This window comes from Vibrio tubiashii ATCC 19109 (assembly GCF_000772105.1).
In the GTDB taxonomy this organism is placed as follows: Bacteria; Pseudomonadota; Gammaproteobacteria; order Enterobacterales; family Vibrionaceae; genus Vibrio; species Vibrio tubiashii.
Genome location: NZ_CP009355.1, coordinates 990733 through 1011527 on the forward strand (window position 1 = coordinate 990733; position 20795 = coordinate 1011527).

21 protein-coding genes are annotated in these 20795 nt (G+C 43.5%); 8 read left to right on the plus strand and 13 right to left on the minus strand.

What is annotated here, in order from left to right:
• Window positions 1–9 precede the first annotated feature (9 nt).
• Complete coding sequence (gene helD / locus IX91_RS19600) at window positions 10–2070, minus strand: DNA helicase IV (protein ID WP_004743714.1); 2061 nt, start codon at window positions 2068–2070, stop codon at window positions 10–12.
• A 244-nt stretch (window positions 2071–2314) separates the two neighbouring features.
• Here helD and yccS point away from each other — a divergent pair, with 244 nt between their 5' ends.
• From yccS to IX91_RS19615, 4 genes are all read left to right on the plus strand, one after another.
• Complete coding sequence (yccS, locus tag IX91_RS19605; RefSeq protein ID WP_004743715.1) at window positions 2315–4483, plus strand: YccS family putative transporter; 2169 nt, start codon at window positions 2315–2317, stop codon at window positions 4481–4483.
• A 202-nt stretch (window positions 4484–4685) separates the two neighbouring features.
• Complete coding sequence (locus IX91_RS26700) at window positions 4686–4847, plus strand: hypothetical protein (protein ID WP_004743716.1); 162 nt, start codon at window positions 4686–4688, stop codon at window positions 4845–4847.
• Between the two features lie 53 nt (window positions 4848–4900).
• On the plus strand, window positions 4901–5182 hold the full coding sequence (locus tag IX91_RS19610) for a hypothetical protein (RefSeq protein ID WP_004743717.1): 282 nt from the start codon (window positions 4901–4903) through the stop codon (window positions 5180–5182).
• 88 nt (window positions 5183–5270) lie between these two features.
• Window positions 5271–6530, plus strand: a complete 1260-nt coding sequence (locus IX91_RS19615; protein WP_004743718.1) for a hydroxymethylglutaryl-CoA reductase — start codon at window positions 5271–5273, stop codon at window positions 6528–6530.
• 47 nt (window positions 6531–6577) lie between these two features.
• Here IX91_RS19615 and luxQ read toward each other — a convergent pair whose 3' ends face one another.
• The 6 genes from luxQ to IX91_RS19645 form a co-directional block, all read right to left on the minus strand.
• The gene (gene luxQ / locus IX91_RS19620; RefSeq protein WP_004743719.1) at window positions 6578–9124 is read right to left on the minus strand and encodes a quorum-sensing autoinducer 2 sensor kinase/phosphatase LuxQ; all 2547 of its coding nucleotides are present in this window, start codon (window positions 9122–9124) and stop codon (window positions 6578–6580) included.
• Complete coding sequence (locus IX91_RS19625) at window positions 9124–10221, minus strand: autoinducer 2-binding periplasmic protein LuxP (RefSeq protein WP_004743720.1); 1098 nt, start codon at window positions 10219–10221, stop codon at window positions 9124–9126. The genes luxQ and IX91_RS19625 overlap by 1 nt, the downstream gene beginning before the upstream one ends.
• Window positions 10222–10368: 147 nt before the next feature.
• Window positions 10369–11526 carry a conjugal transfer protein TraF gene (locus tag IX91_RS19630; protein WP_004743721.1) on the minus strand — a complete coding sequence of 386 codons (1158 nt, stop codon included), beginning with the start codon at window positions 11524–11526 and terminating at the stop codon, window positions 10369–10371.
• Window positions 11527–11611: 85 nt separating this feature from the next.
• Window positions 11612–11914 carry a GIY-YIG nuclease family protein gene (locus IX91_RS19635; protein WP_004743722.1) on the minus strand — a complete coding sequence of 101 codons (303 nt, stop codon included), beginning with the start codon at window positions 11912–11914 and terminating at the stop codon, window positions 11612–11614.
• Window positions 11914–12567, minus strand: a complete 654-nt coding sequence (locus IX91_RS19640; protein WP_004743724.1) for a YceH family protein — start codon at window positions 12565–12567, stop codon at window positions 11914–11916. The genes IX91_RS19635 and IX91_RS19640 overlap by 1 nt, the downstream gene beginning before the upstream one ends.
• Window positions 12568–12601: 34 nt before the next feature.
• Window positions 12602–12796 (minus strand): hypothetical protein, encoded by a 195-nt coding sequence (locus IX91_RS19645; RefSeq protein WP_004743725.1) that lies wholly within the window; start codon window positions 12794–12796, stop codon window positions 12602–12604.
• A gap of 184 nt (window positions 12797–12980) precedes the next feature.
• On the opposite strand from IX91_RS19645, the gene IX91_RS19650 reads away from it, so the two are divergent.
• Window positions 12981–13298 carry a DUF496 family protein gene (locus IX91_RS19650; protein ID WP_004743727.1) on the plus strand — a complete coding sequence of 106 codons (318 nt, stop codon included), beginning with the start codon at window positions 12981–12983 and terminating at the stop codon, window positions 13296–13298.
• Between the two features lie 301 nt (window positions 13299–13599).
• Window positions 13600–13845: a YgjV family protein gene (locus IX91_RS19655; protein WP_004749658.1), complete on the plus strand. Its 246-nt coding sequence runs from the start codon at window positions 13600–13602 to the stop codon at window positions 13843–13845.
• A 67-nt stretch (window positions 13846–13912) separates the two neighbouring features.
• Here IX91_RS19655 and IX91_RS19660 read toward each other — a convergent pair whose 3' ends face one another.
• Together IX91_RS19660 and IX91_RS19665 are read right to left on the minus strand one after the other, a co-directional pair.
• The gene (locus IX91_RS19660) at window positions 13913–15064 is read right to left on the minus strand and encodes an HD-GYP domain-containing protein (RefSeq protein ID WP_004743730.1); all 1152 of its coding nucleotides are present in this window, start codon (window positions 15062–15064) and stop codon (window positions 13913–13915) included.
• A gap of 266 nt (window positions 15065–15330) precedes the next feature.
• The gene (locus IX91_RS19665) at window positions 15331–15948 is read right to left on the minus strand and encodes an OmpA family protein (protein ID WP_004743731.1); all 618 of its coding nucleotides are present in this window, start codon (window positions 15946–15948) and stop codon (window positions 15331–15333) included.
• 277 nt (window positions 15949–16225) lie between these two features.
• Between IX91_RS19665 and IX91_RS19670 the strand changes: the two genes are divergently transcribed.
• Window positions 16226–16846 carry a thiol:disulfide interchange protein DsbA/DsbL gene (locus tag IX91_RS19670; protein WP_004743733.1) on the plus strand — a complete coding sequence of 207 codons (621 nt, stop codon included), beginning with the start codon at window positions 16226–16228 and terminating at the stop codon, window positions 16844–16846.
• 17 nt (window positions 16847–16863) lie between these two features.
• Window positions 16864–17337: an FKBP-type peptidyl-prolyl cis-trans isomerase gene (locus IX91_RS19675; protein ID WP_004743735.1), complete on the plus strand. Its 474-nt coding sequence runs from the start codon at window positions 16864–16866 to the stop codon at window positions 17335–17337.
• Between the two features lie 84 nt (window positions 17338–17421).
• On the opposite strand, the gene IX91_RS19680 is transcribed toward IX91_RS19675, so the two are convergent.
• The 4 genes from IX91_RS19680 to nrdG form a co-directional block, all read right to left on the minus strand.
• Complete coding sequence (locus IX91_RS19680; RefSeq protein ID WP_004743737.1) at window positions 17422–17814, minus strand: NUDIX hydrolase; 393 nt, start codon at window positions 17812–17814, stop codon at window positions 17422–17424.
• A 212-nt stretch (window positions 17815–18026) separates the two neighbouring features.
• On the minus strand, window positions 18027–18683 hold the full coding sequence (locus IX91_RS19685) for an ATP-dependent zinc protease family protein (protein WP_038197756.1): 657 nt from the start codon (window positions 18681–18683) through the stop codon (window positions 18027–18029).
• Between the two features lie 62 nt (window positions 18684–18745).
• On the minus strand, window positions 18746–19927 hold the full coding sequence (locus tag IX91_RS19690; protein ID WP_004743741.1) for an amino acid aminotransferase: 1182 nt from the start codon (window positions 19925–19927) through the stop codon (window positions 18746–18748).
• 174 nt (window positions 19928–20101) lie between these two features.
• Window positions 20102–20569: an anaerobic ribonucleoside-triphosphate reductase-activating protein gene (nrdG, locus tag IX91_RS19695; protein WP_004743742.1), complete on the minus strand. Its 468-nt coding sequence runs from the start codon at window positions 20567–20569 to the stop codon at window positions 20102–20104.
• Window positions 20570–20795 lie beyond the last annotated feature (226 nt).

The following is a 20795-nucleotide window of genomic DNA, read 5'->3' on the forward strand; positions in this document are numbered from 1 at the left end:
TGCCTTCCCTTATTTTTGGTTGATGATTGGGTAGTCGTCGTTGATTAGCTCTTTTATAAAGCTTGACCCACTTCCTGTATAAGTGATCCATACCTTTCGCTTTGCTCGCGTCATAGCAACATAGAAAAGGCGTCTTTCTTCAGCATATGGGAACTGATCGTCAGCTTGAGTTAATGCCCCATCAATATGCAGAGCTTTCACTCTGGCCGGAAACTGACCTTCATCGACATTGAGTACAATTACGAAGTCCGCTTCTTTGCCTTTACTGGCATGACAAGTCATAAATTGAATGTTAAGCAAGCCGAAACGTTTTTGCCAATCGGATAATAGTTCAGGCTTGTGGTAGTGATTTCGACCTAGCAAAAGTACACTCTGGGTCGCTTTGGCGTTTCGATTGAGCTGATCAAGCACCTTTTCAACGTTGGCGATAGGCATCAGTGTCACTGCTTTCGATTTTTGCTCTTTATGACTGTTCAACTGCTTTTCTAATTGAGCAGGGTTTTGTTGCACAAATCGATTAGCTACTTCGCCAATCTGGTTATTGAATCGGTAAGTCGTATCTAAGTGATGAACGGTCGAGTGAGGGAATCGCTCTGCAAACCCTGTCGTAAGATCCACGTCTGAGCCTGCAAACTGGTAGATCGATTGCCAATCATCACCTACCGCAAATAAAACGCAGCCTTGTTCTTGTTGACAGAGCGCTTCAATCAAGGCGAGACGTTGTGGTGAGATGTCCTGATATTCGTCGACCATAATGTAACGCCAAGGTGCCTTAAACTTGCCTTTTGTAACGTATTGCGTCGCTCGGGTAATCATCAGATTAAAGTCGATATGACCTTGCTCTTTAAGCTGTTGCTGCCAAGCTTGGAAACAAGGCCAAACTAAGGCGAGTTCACTGTTCAGGCGCGTATATTCAGGATGCTCAACGAGCCTCTGCTGAATTTCTTTTTTGCTTGCTCCTGTGGCTGACAACTGCATGAGTTGCTTTTCCAGCCATGCGATCAGTTTAGGGTTTTCGACATGGCTACCTAACTCATCGTCACCTGCCAAATAAGCAATAGGCCATTTAGATAGATGTTTTTGCCAACGCTTAAAGTTAGTTGGGGTCATCCAATGCTTTTTCAGCCAGTCAATACACCAGTTTTGTCGCTGATTATCATCCAGTGCTAAAGGCGAAATAGTCACGCCCTGCGACTCAACTTGGTTAAGTATCTGTAAGCCCAATTGATGGAATGTATTAACTTTTATTCCTTCTGCACTCAAACCGATTTTGTCATTCAAGCGTTGATTCATCTCTTCAGCGGCATCTCGACCAAAGGCCAACATCAGAATCTCTTCCGAACGGGCTAAGTGACTTTGAAGAAGATAGGCAACACGCGCAGTCAGCACACTTGTCTTGCCAGAACCCGCCCCAGCCAAAACAAGATTGTTATCGTCATTAAGTAAGACGGCTCTTTTCTGCGAGTAATTTAATGGGGACGATTCTATCTGAGAGAAAAGTACCTGCCAGTTCTCAAGCTCTGTCTCCATCCACTGCTCGTTTCGTGTGCTTAATTCCGCATCAGAGCGAGTAATCCAAGGTTCAATACATGCCATTCGACTCGGCATGCGCAGCATCGCGTCGTCTAGCGTAATCTCCATTTTCTGGAGATCATTTGTTAATTGGTCTTGCCACTTTTCAACCGTCGAGTGGGTCAAAAATGAAGGTTGGATCTGAAAGCGTTGTACACTCTCCTCCCACTGAGGCAAGTATTTGATCAGCTGCTGACATTGATTCTTATGCCAGTGTTGATAGGCAGCAACCGCGTATCTGGCAAACTCACGACATTTACTTAAAGGAAGCCCTTGCACTAACCAAGCTCTCTGCTGCCCGTCATGCTGATGAGCAAAAAACATCAAACCACCCCAAATGAGACCATTCTTAACTTGTACTCGCCCACTCCAAACATTGAACGGGATATGCTCTTCGCTTGATTCCGAACTGAGTATGAGTGAATCTGAGGTAATCTCGATGTGGTGGTATTCGTGTTGAACAAAAAACTGTGCAGTCTTGTTAGCGGTTAGCTGCATTCTTTTTAGCCTATAATCTGTCTTATCAGCATCATAACTTAATTACCTATCCTTTTTTATAAGTTTCCGGCAAATTTTCTCGTTAAGGTCTTTGTTTTAAACAGTAATTTGATCAATTTAATGGGGTCAACCCGTTTGTTGTTCAAAAGTTCTGCAAACTCTCTGGTATCTTTATTTAGATCAGGTCGTTACCATATAAAGCATGCTAATTTAGCTCCACTTGCGAATACAAAGTTATCTGATAGTGAATTTATATAGTCAGCTCCGCCACTACTGGGCAAACAAAACGTTTAACTATAGCCTTCTTATTCTCGTTACCCTTTTAGGCGTGGTGATACCAACATGGTACTTACAACTCAATACGCTTATCGTTCCTTTAATTCTGGGGATTATTGCTGCTGCACTTGCAGAGAGTGACGACAGTTTCACCGGAAGACTAAAGTCCCAGTCGTTAACATTGATCTGTTTTGCCATTGCTGCTCTTTCTATCGAGATGCTGTTTGCCAAACCTTGGCTATTCGCAATCGGATTGTTTATTTCGACGTTCGGTTTCATCATGTTGGGTGCTATCGGCCCGAGATATGCCAGTATCGCTTTTGGTTCTCTTCTCATCGCTATCTATACCATGCTAGGCGCACATGAAAGTACCAATGTCTGGTTTCAACCTCTTATGCTTCTTACCGGTGCAGCTTGGTACTATTTCGTTTCGATGGTATGGCATGCACTGTGGCCTATGCAGCCTGTTCAGCAGAGTTTGGCAAACGTGTTTTTGCAGCTAGCCAACTATCTCGATTCAAAGAGTCAGCTGTTCTATCCCGTCTCAAACCTTAAGCCCCAACCTCATCGAATTGAAGAAGCAAGACTCAATGCCGCGACGGTTAATGCCCTTAACTCTTGCAAGGCGACGTTTTTAACTCGCTCTAAGCGAGGGCATGTAGACGGAGCCAGCGACCGATTTTTAAATACTTATTTTCTTGCTCAAGATATTCATGAGCGAATCAGTTCGACTCACTATCGCTATCAAGAGCTTGCAGAGCATTTTGAACGCTTTGATGTTCTGTTTCGGTTTAAACACTTACTACAAAACCAAGCAACGTCGTGCCGCGAGATTGCTGAGGCGATAAGACTCGGTAAAGAGTATCAGCATAACGATGACTCTGTTCTTGCGCTTGATGAGCTGCAAAACTCACTGACCTATCTTCAAGATCAACATAACCCTAAATGGCGTTCACTACTTGCGCAGCTCGGTTACCTGTTTAATAACTTAGCGACAGTTGAAAAGCAGCTAAGTAATGTCAATAACCCAGATACCAACAAACTTGAAGAAGACGTTTTAGACGATACAGAGGCACACACCTTGAAGGTGATGTGGCAGCGAGTAAAATCTAACTTCACTAAAGACTCTATGCTGTTTAGGCATGCTGTGAGAATGTCAATTGCACTGACCCTTGGTTATGGCATTATCCAGTTGTTTGGTATTGAGCGCGGTTACTGGATTCTGCTCACAACACTGTTTGTTTGTCAGCCCAACTACAGTGCCACAAGGCAAAAACTGGTTGCGCGGGTACTCGGCACGTTCGCAGGTATTGTTATCGGTGTACCGCTATTAACCCTCTTCCCCTCGCAAGAAAGCCAATTATTGCTTGTCGTCGTTTCGGGGGTCGCCTTCTTCGCATTTAGGCTCGCAAACTATGGCTATGCGACCGGCTTTATCACCGTATTAGTGCTGTTCTGTTTTAACCAGTTAGGGCAAGGCTTTGATGTTATTCTGCCGCGTATCGCTGATACCTTAGTTGGTTGTATTCTCGCGGTTGCTGCAGTGACGTTTATTCTCCCTGATTGGCAGTCAAAACGCCTGCACAAAGTGATGGCCGACGCTATCGGGGCTAATCAACACTACCTTGGTCAAATTATTGGCCAATATCGAGTGGGTAAAAAAGACAGTTTGAGTTACCGAGTGTCGAGACGAAACGCTCATAACCAAGATGCGAACTTAACAACAGCAATTAGTAATATGCTTGCCGAGCCTGGTCGTTATGTTTCCGCCATTGATGAAAGCTACCGTTTCTTGACATTGAACCACGCCCTGCTGAGCTATATCTCCGCATTAGGTGCGCACAGAACACGTATCGCTGACGAGGAGACTCATAAGTTGATCCTTGATGCTCATCGCGTAATCCACCAGCACTTAAACGTGTTGTTTACTCAATTAAACGAGCACTGCGATACATGTGATACCGCAGACATTGACGATCCAGTGCTAGAGCAGCGCCTCGCTGAGTGGCGTGAAGAGGATGACAGTTCTGTACGTATGGTTTTGCAACAATTGCATCTGGTTTATCGGATGCTACCAGAACTGCACTCCCTAGCCAGCAAGTTTGCAGTGCGTGTTGCGCATAAGTTGGCTGAATAATAGCCAAACTTGATATTTTAATTACACAAGTTTCCGTAGCTGCTTACTTACTCTTAACATGCCCTGACATTGTTCGGACAAAAAACCGACAGTGTCAAAATAAACTTATCTGTAAGGTTATTCGTACGAGAGTAAGGCGATGAAAGGAGACATCTCTTACCTGTATAAATCTGATACGTCAACGATTAGCAGGTGCAACAACATGACTCCACAACAGTTTGAAGCAATGAGAGCTCAGCTCAAATCACTCACCCCTCAGCAACTGAGAATGCTAAGAGGTGAAATCAACAATAAACTCGATTCTGACGATAGAGTTGTCGTGAATGATGAAGAGTTAAAAATGATATCGAGCCTATTTTCATAGCACAACTTGCTCAAAATGCAATCACGCCTTAAGCTTAAATTAAGGAGGTGCTTATGCCTGTTTCTTCTGTTCAATCTGGTTATCAAATCATTGATATGTCATCTAAGATGGCCGAAGACGCTGCGCATGAAATACAACGTAATCAGCAACTCCAACCCATGCCTAAAGACAATACCTACGACTTCAACCAGGTAGAGTTTAAAGTTACCCCTCCACCATCAAATATTGATTCTCTGACCAAACTGAATAGTGCTGAGCAGTACAGTAAAATTGGTACGAACGTCATTCAAAGAGATCAGGAAATGATTGGGACACTGCTAGATATTCATGTTTAGCGACGAAATTGTAGCAATCCGTTAAGCAACCATTGTGTTCCCTACTCCATACGCTAGAATGCACGCAAATTTATCGCTTTAAGTCGCAATGCCGAAACTAAATCTTTCTCGCCAAGATAAAACTCTTTTCACTCAACCCGAATCTGACGGACCTACATTAGAACAAAAACTCAGTCCGCACTTTGAACGCTCTTCGTTGAGGCTAACACCAAGCCCTTATATATCTGAGAAGGCTATTGCCAAACGCTGGTCTAAACTAGACCATTTAACGCAACAAGAGCTGCTACTCGACGAGCAGACCCTAGCTCATGCCGAGTTATACAATAAGAACATCGAACACTTTATTGGCACTGTGAAGCTGCCAGTCGGTGTCGCTGGGCCTTTGCGAGTTAATGGCCTTCACGCTAATGATGATTATCTTGTTCCACTTGCGACAACCGAAGCAGCGCTAGTGGCTTCATACAATCGAGGTGCCCAATTGATTACTCAGGCGGGTGGTGCAAGCGCGATGTTAATCAATGAAGGAGTAACACGAACTCCCGTGTTTGTGTTTGACTCGTTAGTCGATGCAGGTCAGTTTGTGGCTTGGGTTGTGACTCAGTACGAGCATTTTAAACATCTTGCCGAGTCGACGACATCACACGGGAAGTTGCACGATATTAACGTCAATATCGAAGGTAACCATGTCTACCTGGTGTTTGAGTACCATACCGGTGACGCTTCAGGTCAAAATATGGTTACGATTGCAACCAATGAAGTTTACCACTATATATTGGACCACTCACCGATTGAGCCAAGAGAAGCGTTCCTCGATGGCAACCTGTCTGGTGATAAAAAACCAAACTCTCATACCTTGCGCCACGTTCGCGGAAAGAAGGTGACGGCAGAGATTCACCTAGACAAAGCTCTGGTTGAGAAATACCTTCACACTACCCCAGAAAAAATGACACGTTTTGGCCAAGTCACCACAACAGGCTCAGCCCTTAGTGGCGGCATTGGTGTCAATGCACACTACGCAAATGCCTTGGCGGCTTTCTATATTGCCTGCGGTCAAGACGCAGCTTGTGTCGCAGAGTCCGCAGTGGGTATCACTCGTATGGAAGTAAATCAGGATGGCGGTCTGTACGCTTCCGTTACCTTACCTAACTTAATGGTTGGCACAGTTGGTGGAGGGACAGGATTACCAACACAGAAAGCTTGTTTAGACATTATGGGGTTACACGGTAACGGAAAGGCAAAAGCGTTAGCAGAAGTCGCTGCAGTTTTATGCTTAGCTGGTGAACTCTCTATCGTAGGCGCATTTTGCGCAGATCACTTCTCTCGTGCTCATCAGAAACTAGCTCGTTAGACACTAACATTTTTGGGCGCTCCTTTGTAAGCAGCGCCCTGTGAATGTTATTCCACCAACGAGTAATGATGCTCTTTAAAGTAGATAAAGGCTTTGTTCAATGCTGCTTCTTTGATTGGTTTAACAATCACGTAGTTTGCCCCAGCCCGTAAAAACTCTTTTTTCGTTTCTTGCATACCATCTGCGGTACAAGCATAAATTGGCACGCTAAGACCTAAGTCATTACGAATAATTTCAGTCGCTTCAATACCGCCTAAATTAGGCAGTTGGTTATCCATTAATACCAAAGCGATAGATGTATCTGTCTTAAGCAGATCAATAGCATTAATGCCATCTTCTACCCAAGTCACTTTCATCCCATACTTTTCACAGAAAGCTTTAGCAATGAAGGCATTGGTGTGATTGTCTTCAACCAAAAGTACGTGAAGAGTTTCACTAAACAAAGTCGCGGGATCAGCCTCAAGCCCTCCTCCACTCACCACTTTTTCAGTACCAATTTGCAGAGGCACACTGACAGTGAATCGGGTCCCTTTGCCAACGACACTATCGACGCTTACTTCACCTTCCATCAGATTCACAAGGCTGTGGACGATCGCCAAACCTAAACCGCTCCCTCCATATTCACGTGTGGTAGTCGCTTCAGCTTGTACAAAAGGTTCAAAAATATCCTTTAGGCGTTTTTGTTCAATGCCAATACCGGAGTCCTGAATATCAATAGTGAATATGCAGCCGCCATTTTTACGTTCCCGATTCAGAACGATTCTTACGCTGCCCTCATGGGTAAACTTAACGGCATTGCTGACAAGGTTAAAGATAATTTGATTTAAGCGCACTTGATCACTGTAGACCCATAAATCATCTTCGATATTGCTCTCAACAACAAAATCCACTTCTTTGCTATCACAGAGTGGCTTAAATATCTTGTCTACGGTACTGGTTAGCTCAATGAGCCTGAAGGCACTCTTCTCAATGTGGAACTTACCTTGCTCTATTTTGGAGAAATCTAGAATATCATTGAGCACCGCTAATAAATGTTCGCCGCTGTTACACAGAATATCCATGTGTTCGACATCTTGTTCACTCTCCATTTTGCCTTTTAGCAACTGAGATACGCCGAGTATCCCATTTAGCGGCGTTCTTAATTCATGGCTCATGCGAGCAAGAAAGTCCGCGCGAGCTCGTGCTGATTCTTCCGCCTGCTCTCGTGCGGCTTCACTTTGACGTTCAGCCTCGATAAAGCTGGTAATGTCTTGTCCCTGAGCCATGATATGAGTGATGCGATTGTCGCTAGAGATAGGCGATAAGTTCCAGCGAAATGTCTTATTCGCGATGGTGGTGTTAATGCCTGTTAGTGTCGCCCCTTGTGCGCACATTCGGATATGTGGTTTTAAGCTGTCAATGAGTTGTTGCTGCGCTTGTCCGCGACGAAATGACCTCTCAGCTGCAGGATTAAATCGATTCAGCTCTCCATTAGCATCCCACAAGGTAATCGGCGACAAGGAAAAATTAAACAGTTCGGTAAATTGTTTCTCTTGTTCATGCAGTCGCTTAAAGGAGCGTTCAAACGAGTTTCCGATTTGATCAAATTCTTCAATACTCGAACCGACAAACTTACTGACTTTCTGCTCCTGAATGGTCGCATCGGTATAATGCATCAAACTTTGTAGTTCATTCGATACTCTTTTACCTAACCAAACTCGCGTGTAGACCGCAATGCAAATGACCAGCATTGCGGTAATTGTGATCCAAATATAATGACTGCGAACAAACGTCATCACATGTTCATTGCTTTGTACCGTGTAAACTGAAAGAAAAGTCGGAACATTGTTAACCGTTAAATCCGTTCTAGAGACCATATAACGGCCTGCATTGAGTGACTTAGAAGCTTGTTCTAACCACTCAATGTGTTTAGTGCTCTGTTTTTTTGTATTTGTTGCTATGACCTCAGAACCCACAGCCAACAAAATCTCGTCGGCATTGCCACTTTTCGCAATCGCGTTAACCAAAGAAAAGTTGTTGTTTAGTACAATCCCAATGTAAAGATGACCAACAACCTCACCAGAGTTGATATCAACTATCGCCGTACGACGCATCCCGAGGTAACGTACACCAAGAGATGATGGCGTCTGTGAAATATGCCAATCGGGGCCAGTCATCATCTCCTTACTTAAATGATTAATCTGACTCATAGATATGCCATAAAACTGATAGTTGCCGTCATCCCAAATCAACTCATTTCCGCTTATTATGTAGCGAAAATCTGGCGCGACATCAGGTGAGAGCTGGTCAATGCTGTTGAAAAAACGGTCTAGAGAATGGATATCTTCTTCTTGGGTGCCCTCTACCAGTAGTTTGTTGCGACTGTAGCTATCTTGCGTAATCTCTAACGATTTGATTCTAAGGTTAAAAATCTCTTGAACAAGGCTTTTCGTCTGTTGCTTAGTTCGAGCAACTTCTTGCTCAACAACATCACGATTGACCTGATAGTTCTGAAGGACTATCACCACGATCAACACACCAATACAAAGGAAAATTGAATTGGTTAGTATAGTCGCGAGTTGGCGCTTTCTGCCTTGTTCTTTATTTAATCGCATTACTGATCAGAATACCTAAATGCACGTTGCTTAAGCTTCTCGATACGCGCGGTGCTATCTTTGTTGGTCACTAGCTCAAAATCGCCCGAGTACACGTGAGGAACGCTACGACCCTCTAAATCCCATTTGATTGCTTCGGCCATCGCAATACCCGTATCATCATTCATACGCATAGCGGTGACATTTAGAGCGCCTTCACCTATCGCTTTTAGTTCGGCAGTACCACCTCCCCAGCCATTCAGTAAGATATCTTTCCTTCCCAGTTCCGCAAGTGCATCTGCCGCTCCAAGCGCCACGTCTGTCGAACAAGCATAGATAAATTGGATATCCGGATCTCTGTTCAGAGCAATCTTAGCCGTTTCATAACCTGAAGCTCGTGTCGCCTTAGTATAGAAAGAGGAAGAAAGTTTATAGGAGTCATGATGGCTCATTTCCTCTATGAAGGTATCGCCTCGAGCATCACTAACATAGCCCTCAGAGAAATAGAGAACGGAATAGCGGCTATCTTTAGGGACACTGTTTTTGTAGTACCCTTCTATCACCCGCGTCCCTTTAATGTGATCAAATCCGACATACATAAAAGGTTGCTGTTCATCCCAAGCCCTCACCGGCGTCGTGATGTTTTGCAAAATCAACTTGGTGTCTGTCGAACTCAATACATGCTCGATGAACTTACGATGTCGCGTGGTATCGAGAGTGAAAATAAGGTAATCCGCCTTGTTTTGAACGGCCTCTAATAGCGACAAACTTTGCTGCCTTACATCGACACTAGGGCGTGTAAATACCTGATTAATTTCATAGTTCACCCCAAGCTTCTCTAAACGCATCTCGAACGCCTTGATATTGCGACTCCAATAATCTGAGACTTGCTGTCCGGGATAGACCACCGATATAGAGATAGGTGAAGATTGTTGCGTTGTAAGCGGGGTTGGGTACTTTCTAACCGTTTGACTCAGCTGTTCGGTCAGTTCTTTTTGTTTTGGGTGTGCTTCTAGATATTCGTCATACTGCCAATATCCATTCAGAACTTGAGTGGTGTGAGCCGAAGCTGAAAATGAGCACAATACCAGTAAAGGCAATATTGCTTTTTTAGACATTTGGTTCTCTCTTTATCTAGCCAAACAGAACATATATTTATTATATTAGTCTTTTATATAACAAAGACTAATTAGTAAGCCAAGATTGCTTTTGTAATATGCAACTTATTAATTTTTCTCGGCTTTTCTAATTATGCCTAATCCTAATTAGAACGTAAAAGATAAATTCCCAGATAAGCCAAATTGGTTGTCTCCCGCATAACTACCTGCCAGATCAACACTGACCAAATCTCCCGGGCTTATCCCTACTCCTAAGGTAAAAGAGTTGTCTAAGGTATCTTCGATATCCATTTCATAGCCAGCTCTCAACTGCGCCCAGCCGAATGCATTACCTTCAACACCTAGACGTAGAAATTGCGTGTCATCGGCAAGTTCGGTGAAACGTTTTTGCTTAGTTAAATCCCAGTCGATGGTTGTTGTAAAATACTCCATGGTATAAGCACCCGATACCGTCACCTGAGGGTTCAATTTATAGGTGCTAACCCCTGCAATATTCAATGTATCGATTTCCTTGGAAAACAGATCTTTAACAGCAAAACCCAAGCGGTAATCATCAACGAACCAAATAGCCCCTAAGTCGAGGTTAAAAGTATTCTTTTTGGTTTCACTTTTATCATAATCACTGACATCAAAGTCCTCGACCGAGATATTTTGCTTGTAAGTTTTCAACTGTTGATACTTGGGGCTGACGCCAATCGACACATCTTGACCTTGAATAGTAAAACGTTTCGCAAATGCAATACCAAACTCGGTATAACCGAAGGCGATCATATCCACATTCGACGCTTCATAGCGCGTCTTAACGCTGGCTGGGGCATCACCACCATTCGGAGCGATTTTCGGTGCTGCAATAACTTCAGCATAGCCTCGTGAGAAGACGTTTGCAGATACCACGTTAATTGGGAAAGCGACAGCTAGTGCAGCACCACCCGTCACGGCTAAAGGTTTGTTGTCAGAGAGTTGAGTGAGATAACCATTAAGCTGAGCAGCTTGCGCGGGGTCCGTACTGCCGCCACTTTCAAATGCTTTAATGGTATCTTGTAAGCTATCGATGGTATCGATGTTTTCGTCTGTATCTCTCAGGTTTGCTCCTATTGCAGGAACAAGTAGCCCAAAATCGTCTTCATCGCGATGAACAGAAACTAGCGCGGGGTTGTAAAAAGGTGCCAGAACATAATCCGCACTTGTTACCCCCGTATTACCCATCCCGTTACCGCGGCCATCAGGCACCACGGTTGCTGCATGGGTTCCACCCACTACGACTAAGGAACTAACCACCACTGATATTTTAATTAATTGATTCATATCCGTATCAACCTTTTTTATTACTCATAATCAAGATTAATACAAAATCAGAAGTTTGTAGGATTATTAATCAATTAGTCCCATATCAATCGACAACAAAATTTTGCTGAGTGGCGATAAGTTGCTCTTTTTTGTATTTTGGTAGGCGTTTGATCTGATATTCGAGTTTAGAGGCAGTGCTGCGGTCTGCTCCGGCGGGCTTAAACCACTCGAGTTTTAACGGGCCTTTACCTTTAAGCGCTTTAGCCCCGACGCCCTGCTGATGCTGTTGAAAGCGGCGTTGTACATCTGTCGTAATGCCACAGTAGAGCGCATTGTTGCGCATTCGAATCAAGTATACGTACCAATTCGAACACGCATCGAGCTCATTTGGCTCTTGTTCTGGCATTATTCAGTGAGCTGCTCAACAAGTGAACGTAATTCAGACAATTCTGCTTTAAGACTAGCCACTTCCTGCTCCAACTCATCAAGTCGACTGTTGTTATTACCCGCAGGTGCTGGTGCAGTGCTCGCTAACGCTTCAATATCAACTTCACCGCTGAACAGATGCATGTAGCGAGATTCACGCTTACCCGCCTCACGAGGCAACTTAACCACTAGCGCCCCTTCTTCTCTCGACGCCATCTTCTCTAGCACAGACTCTAGCTCTTTGACATCAGAGAATTCTGCTAATCGATTTGTTCGCGTACGAAGCTCGCCTGGAGTTTGTGCTCCGCGCAGAAGTAGGCAACACACGATGCCTTTTTCTTGTTTGCTTAGCTTAAGATCACCAAACTCTGTGTTGCAGAAACGGTGCTGGAATTTATTGGCTCGACTATTAAAGCCACTTTCATCACTAACAAGTCTACGAGCAATTAACGCATCGACAGCATCTTGCACTTCCGCGTCACTGAGCGACAATACCGGCTCGCGGTTACTTTTTTGATTACATGCCGTCGTTAAGCTATTAAGTGTCAGGGGATAGTAGTCAGGCGTAGTGACTTCTTTCTCGATAAGACAGCCAATGACACGTGCCTCTACTGGGGATAGCTCGATATTCATGTTATTTCCTTATTCTTTCTTTTCAAACACTGCACTAGTGCTCGGCGAGGATGGGAACCTTTTTAATATTTCCGTTCTCATCGATCATCACTATTTTGCTTCGATTCAGCTCTACTTCGGTCACTTCTTGTCGAGTACGCTCTTTTTTATAAGCATTAACTAGCTTGCTTGCTCGTGGAGTTTGCTCTTCAGACTCACACTTCGGGATAACGATCTGCGACATTCGCATTTTGGATTACACATAAGCTTCTAATGCTTGAATCATATCTCGAAGTTTCATTACTCTCAATTAGATGCAAACAGATTGGCGATAAAACCGTCAACGTACTGTAATGATTGATCTTAGGACTGTTCTCATGCGGTTTGTTGTGATTTAATCCTTGTTAGTTATTCGAAAATTAGGAAAGGGACCTATGAGTGGTGTATTTGAAATCGTGTCTCAAGCACGTCGTAAGAATAAGCTAAAGCGTGAGCTTATTGATAATGAAAAGAAAGTACGTGACAACCGTAAGCGTGTTGACCTACTAGAAAACCTGCTTGATTACATTAAAGCGGACATGAGCAACGAAGAAATCGTTGGCATCATCAAAAACATGAAAGCCGATTACGAAGATCGTGTCGATGACCACATCATCAAGAGCGCAGAAATTTCTAAAGAACGTCGCGACATTAGCCGCCGTATTCGCGAGCTAACTGAAGAAGACAAAGTGATTCAAGGTAAGAAGAAGTAAATTCTATTACTGCTCATAATCAAAGCCTACACTACTGTGTGGGCTTTATTTTTTCCGAATAATAGTTCGGCTGTTAACCAACATAATTGGTTATTATATTTCTGTAGGTAACGTAAAACGTTTGCGTAATCGCTAACCTTCTCCGTTCCTATTTTTGGGGCTTTCATCACACATTTAGCCCTGTTATATTTCACACCAGTTAATCATTTAGACCATTCGAGGCACGGAGCTTCCTCACTTATCTCAAGAAGAGAAGAATTGGTACCGACCGACGTCGGCAAAAATTATAGAGGGTCAAATTATGGATATGGTTGAAATTTTAGGTTACGCAGCGTCAATCATGGTTGCGATTTCACTAACAATGAAAGACATCGTTAGACTACGAGTATTGAACTTCATTGGTTGTGCACTATTCACTGCGTACGGTTTGATGATTGATGCGTGGCCTGTGGTTGTCACTAACGGCTTTATTGCATGCGTTAACGTTTACTTTCTTGCAAAAATGCAAAGCGAAAAAAAAAGCGAGCAAGTTAAAAGCGCCGCTTAATTAGCCACCGCAATTTTAAAACGCCCCAAATTAGCGTGCTAGTTTGGGGCGTTTTTATTACGTCGATTTAAGAAAGTAGAGACCGACTCGTTTCTGCCTCATCCAAGTATCTCAATCTTATTTGTGTAAAATCTTCAATGTTGTCTGTCAGTGCATCGACAAGGACAGGATCAAACAGCCTGCCCTTGTTAGCTTGAATGTAGATCAGTACATCATCCAGTTCCCAAGCTGGTTTGTATGCTCGACGACTGAGCAGCGCATCGAAGACATCCGCAAGAGTGACGATTCGCGCTTCCAAAGGGATAGCATCGCTTTCAAGTGCATCTGGTAGACCCGCCCCGTTATAGTTCTCGTGATGATGCCGAACGATATTCTTGATAAAACTAATTTCCGCATTAGAAATGGTTTCTTGCTCACAATGAGCCACAACGTCATCGATTATCTCTTCACCAAATAGGGTGTGATTATTCATGATCGCTCTTTCTTCGGCAGTATAGATCTTGTCACTGTATAAGATCTCATCTGGAATCATATACTTACCAATATCGTGAAATGGGGAGTATAGCCGTATTCGATGGATAAATTGATGCGTTATCTCCTCCATAGTCTTAGAGAGAATTCTTGCCAGTAATTCACTATACATGCCCATCCTAATTAGATGCTCTTTCGTTTCAGGATCGCGCGCATGGCCAATTTTTAAAGCGAGTTTTAGGCTCGACTGAAAGTGTCGTTGACTCTCAAAAAGCTGAACAAAGAGACTCGAAGTCACTTGAGATAGGAATGTAAAATCACGTGCAATATCTTGGTGTGAGAAAAAAGCATCTTCACTAGCATTAATGAAAATGAATCCGATCGTTTTGCCCTTAAACGATATTGGAAATGTATAACTGCTGCGATGGCCCAATCGAATCAGCTCTTGAATGCGCTCAGTTTGAAGCATCGAAGAGAGTTGATCGATAACCCGAACCGTAGCTTTTAAAGCCACACTGGTTAACGAAGAGCCTTCGGTCAGTCTATGCTCGGTAAAGTCGTAGCTCCCACTCTCTGAAAAACGATCTTTGACGTAGTAATTGGACACTTTGCTCTCTCCAATTAGAGCGATAGAGAACCGAGATAGCGAAGAATAAGCCTCTGTAGCGTGTACATAGATCGAGTCGAGCTTTGATGTAATCGTTGTGTTTTCACTGGCAATTTGGCTGATTAAAGAGAAATTAACCATGTAACTTCACATCCTTAGTATTCTAATTTTTTTGGAAACAATATCTCATAGTTGAGATAAACGTTATCAAATAGTTAACATTACGATAACCAGTAAAATCAGAAACTTAGAATTTCATCATAAAATTTGTGGTTTTTATATACTCACTTTCATTTTACATTCGCTGCTTTGACCAGCATTGCCTTATCAAGATCGCATTGCCCTTTAAAAACGAAAACGCCACGATGATTAAGTCGTGGCGTTTGCGGCATTTAAATGGGCTCGGTTTAGTTATTCGCGACAATAAACAGCACTTCTACTCGGCGATTACAGGCTTTACCTGTTTTGGTTTTATTGGTGCACGCAGGGACATATTCACCATATCCGCGTGTAAAGATTGAGTCCATCGCGACATTGTTACTCACCAGTTGCTGTTTAACGGCTGTTGCTCGCTTAATCGAGAGTTTGTCGTTGAACGTTGGCGCTCCAGTACTATCTGCGTGACCATCGATAACGATATCTATTCCTGGCTGTGTCGATAGATAACTACCCATCATATTCAACCAGTATTTAGAGTCAGGAGAAACATGCGAAGAGCCAGTGTTGAACTTGATGGTATCTTTCAGTTTGACCATCACATGGTTACCAGGAAGCAATTCATAATCAACACCGTTGCTAACAAGGAAGTTCTGAAGATCGCTATAGCTTTGTGTACGTTGCTGCCCCATCGGCCCTTTGACACCAGAAGAAGCTAATACTGGCGCAGCTCCCCACTCTGGATAACGCACTTCGAAGTCTGACGTTGGCGCTGTATCCAGAAGGTCTCCTCCTAGCATAGTCATATCGTCTGGCAAACTGCCACACCCAGAGAGCGCTAGAATTAAAGGAAAGATTAAGTACTTCATTGATTCACCGTGAGTTCCATGCCGATACATAATCTATATCGGCAATCTCGCCGTTACTTTAGCCACTGCGATAACTTTTTTTCCTTTTATGGTCATTATAGTGAAATTCGTACACGCAATAATCAAAGTTCACGATTAGAAATAGTTTTAGCCCTCAAAGCACTGCACTTATGTTTCTCTTCCGGATAGGAACAAGTAGAATCAACAAACAAATCATTCAAGAGTCAACGCATTGAAGCACCAATCACGTTGTCTCGCGACTATTAGAGAAAATTATATGAAAAAAATTGCGTCGCTTTTAATGATCGCCGCGTCAGCATTGATCCTTGGTTGCTCTGAAAACTCTCAACCTGTCGAAGGCAAACAGTACGAGCAACTCCCTGCCAACCTCTCAACTTTCCGACTTCCACAAGTCACTGAAGTGTTCTCTTTGAACTGCGGCCACTGCCGTCATATGGAAAACGAAATACCTGAGATTGAAAAGCTCACTGGGCAAAGCATCGGCAAAGTTCATGTGACTTTCAATGAGAGCGCTCAAATTGGCGCGATGATTTACTACGCTGCCGAAATGCAACTAGGTAAAAAGCCTGACCACGACATGATGACAGAGATGTTTGCTGCCACTCAAATGGGCGATGGTGCAACACTTTCAGAAAAGAAAGCGGCGCTAGACCTCGTTTTCCACAGTCGTGATCTAGTTAGCCCTTATGACTTCAACGAAGTGCAACAAAAGCAACTGTTCGCAGCGATGCAAATCGCGGATGATATTACAACCAAAGGTCAGATCAATGCGGTACCAACCTTTATCGTCAATGGTAAATATCAGATTATTACCAGTGGTCATCAAGATGCTGCGGGCATTGCTGAAACCATCAACTTCTTACTTACTCAACCTTAATTCAACGGATAGGATTTATGTCTAAATTTGTCTTCCCGATTATCATTTTCGTACTTGCGGGATTCTTCATTTATCGTACATACACAAACCACAAAGCTAGCGAGACAAACTTTGCGGCAGGCCAAGCTTTCTTGCTTGAAAATGAAAAGAAAGAAGGCGTTGTCATGACTGAAAGTGGTCTTCAGTATGAAGTGCTACATAAAGGCGAAGGCAGCGAGCGCCCTACCGCATCGAGCACAGTGAAAGTTCACTACCATGGAACATTATTGGACGGAACCGTATTTGATAGCTCAGTAGAGCGTGGTGAACCGATTAGCTTTAAGCTAAGCCAAGTGATCAAAGGCTGGCAAGAAGGTCTCACTTATATGTCTGTAGGTGATAAGTTCCGTCTTTACATCCCTAGCACACTGGCTTATGGCAAGAACGGTACTGGGCCAATCCCACCAGCGGCTACCCTTATCTTTGATGTTGAGCTATTGGAAATCAAATAACTCAAATATCAAAGTCTTAAACCTTTAAAATAAAAAAGCCAATCAAGGTTCGACTTGATTGGCTTTGTTCTTTTTAGTCAAAGACTAAACTCGTTGTTCTTCCAGTAAGTGGCGCTTAATAAAATCAACATCTGCCTTATAAAAGTCATCCAGCGGAATCTCATCTGGTGACATCCAATGGAATTTTTGTTGTCGCTCTGTATCTATCGCCAGAGGCTCTTGTTGTTCATTGGCATTGAATATCGCGTAATAGATGCGACCACCAAAATCGTTAATCGCACTAAACGTAGCAGAGTGCTTTACGCTTTTCATTTGGGTCACTTCGTATAGCTCTCGTACGGCTGCATCGGTACCTGATTCATTATCATTAACCGCTCCACCAGGAAACTCGAAAACCATACCTTTTGTTGCTCGATAGCGCTCTTGAACCAGTACCTTGCCATTTTTACGTACGATAGCCATCGACAGGTGTTTCATATCTGACTCCTTTCTAATTATATTCTCGTAACATCCTCAACGAGTGATTAGTAGGGGGAATCGCTGTGGATGTTTAATGTCCGACTACTTTCGCGAAAATAGTAACTCAATAGCATAGAATTCACAGACGCAAACGATAAAAACATGATCTAGCAATAAAAAAACCAGCACATTATTCGTGTGCTGGCTTTATAACTGGTGATTTAGCTAGGCTATTTATATTTGTCTTGAATGTATTTCTGGCTAACATCGACAACGGCAACATCTTTGAAAAAGCTGCGCCCAAGTAGCAATGGGAACGTAAGATGCGTTCTATCCGCTAGAGTAAAATCTGTCTTGTCTTTCAAATCACCTAGTTGAACCCAAGCTTCTACAACAGCACGCTTATGTGAATCTTCGGAACTAGACTGTCGGACTTTAACCCAGCGTTTAACAGGGAGTGCAACTTCCTTGCTCTTAACGCCATCGTGTTCAATTTTAAACTTAACCCAGTCTTTACCATCACGTTCAAATGGAACAATATCTACAGCGCTAATAGAAGATGTGGTAGCACCGGTATCTACACGCGCTTTGAAGCTTTCTTCTAAGCCAGGTACATAAACCCACTCTTCAGCACCTAACAAAAGCTTTCCGTCTTGGGTTTTCTTAGGTTGCTCTTTGACGACTGGAGGTTTTGGTTTCTCTTCAGGCTTAACTGGTTTTTCAACCTCTTCTTTTGGCTCTTCAACCTTAGGTTTTTCGACCTCTTCCTTAGGTTGTTCGACTTGAGGTTTCTGTTCTGGCTCGACGGGCTGTTGTCCTGTGGTTGAACACGCCATCAAACCGCCACTTAAAAGAAATGGAATCAGTGTTTTCCACGTTTTATTCATTTGTTCACCTAACTCGACAAAACAGAAGTGCTCAAAATGGGGCTTAACGAGCCCCATTACACTTAAGAAACTTTAATTATCGCTTCGGCTACGTAAGGAATGTCCTTTTCAGTCAGGCCAGCGATATTGATTCGACCATCGCCTACCCCATAAATGCCATATTCTTCACGGAGTTGCGTCATCTGGTCTTGGCTAAAGCCTAGCACAGTAAACATACCTTTGTGACTTTCTATAAAGTCGAATTGTGAAGTATTGTGTTTATTTCTCAATTCATTACATAAAGTCTGGCGCAAGTTGACTAAACGTTGCTGCATTTCACTTAATTCTTGTTTCCACACACCTGTCAGTTGGTCACTTTGCAAAATGGTCTTAACCAACGCTGCACCGTGATCAGGTGGCATAGTGTAAGTTGCGCGAGCAAGCGTCAGTAACTTGCCTTTTGCGTTGTTCACTTCGCCTTGTGATTTACCAACAACTATTGCAGCGCCAGTGCGCTCGCGGTACAGACCAAAGTTTTTGGAACAAGACGTAGTGATCAGCATTTCTTCGACGTTGTCCGCCATAAAGCGTAGACCTTTGGCGTCTTCTTCAAGTCCGTCGCCAAAGCCTTGGTACGCGATATCAACAAACGGAATGAAACCATTTTTCTGAGAGAGCTCAGTGATCGCTTGCCAAGCAGCAAAATCGATATCAGCACCTGTCGGGTTATGACAACAACCGTGGAGCAAGACAACATCTTCTGGCCCTGCTTGAGCAAGATCTGACATCATTTTGTCGACATCGACTTGCTTAGTTTCAGGGCTAAAGTAGCTGTAATGTTTTACTTTTAAGCCAGCGGCTTCCATAACCGGACGGTGGTTGACATAACTCGGATTAGAGATCCAGACCGTGGTATTAGGCTGAGCCACTTTCATTAAGTCACCCAGCATGCGCAACGCGCCACTCGCACCCGGTGTTTGAATTGCAGCCACGCGATCCATGGCTGAAGTACCGTCAAGCAGCAGATTAACCATCGATTGGTTAAACTCTTCACAGCCTGCTAGGCCAACATATGATTTGGTTTTTTGCTCAGCGACAACGATATCTTGAGCTTGAGAAATTGCTCTCATCACTGGTGTTTCGCCAGCGCTGTTTTTGTATACCCCAATGCCAAGATCCACTTTTTCAGCACGTGGGTCATTGCGGTATGCAACAGATAAAGAAAGAATAGGATCCAATGTAGGAGTCGGTAAATGAGAGAACATGAAAGTCACAACCCTTTGAAATTCAAGTAACGAACTTCAACTTACCATCTAATCGATAGATCTAGAAATAAAATTTCATCCTGTCAGAGCAAAACAGGATAAAAAACCAAGTAGATTAACAATTATTTAACTTTTACGTTTCCCACAGAGAGATCTACTGGTTGATTTTCAATATTACAGCTTGAAGCTATGGATGATTTGGTTCGAGCTCCCCCGCCACTCTAAGTTTAAGTCTCGTTTGTCTGGCTCGTATTTACCATCAATCAGCGTATCAATGTACTGAGTAATTTCCCTTTGCTCGTCAGTTAGATCTGCAAGTGTATATCCCGTCCAGACCCAAATATCTTTATCTGGACATTCTTGTCGGACGCGTTTAACCAATTTTAAGATGTGCGGTACGTTTGCAGGATGAAGCGGATCGCCACCTGATAGGGACAAACCTCTGCGCTTGATTCTCGTATCGTTGAGATCCGCGATGATTTGGTCTTCCGCCTCTTGAGTAAACAACACACCAGAATCTAATCGTTGCGTCGATTGGTTGTAACACCCTCGGCACTGGTGAATACAACCCGACACAAACAGTGTGCATCGTGTGCCCGGTCCGTTAACAACGTCGATTGGATAATACTGGTGGTAGTTCATGATATCGCTCTTAAAATAAAATGAGCCCTAACGTCTAGGGTCTGTTGACCTTTTGCGGTTAAATTTTGTTCGAGATAAAAGCGTTTTAATCGCGGCGAGAGGTTTGCCGCCTAGTCATTCTAAGCAAAACACCTCTCAACAAAGAGTAAAACGCTTTTAGCCGAACCCTTCGGGCAGCGTTTGTGGCTCCTTTCTGCTGCATTATCGGCTTATCAGGTAGAGCAAC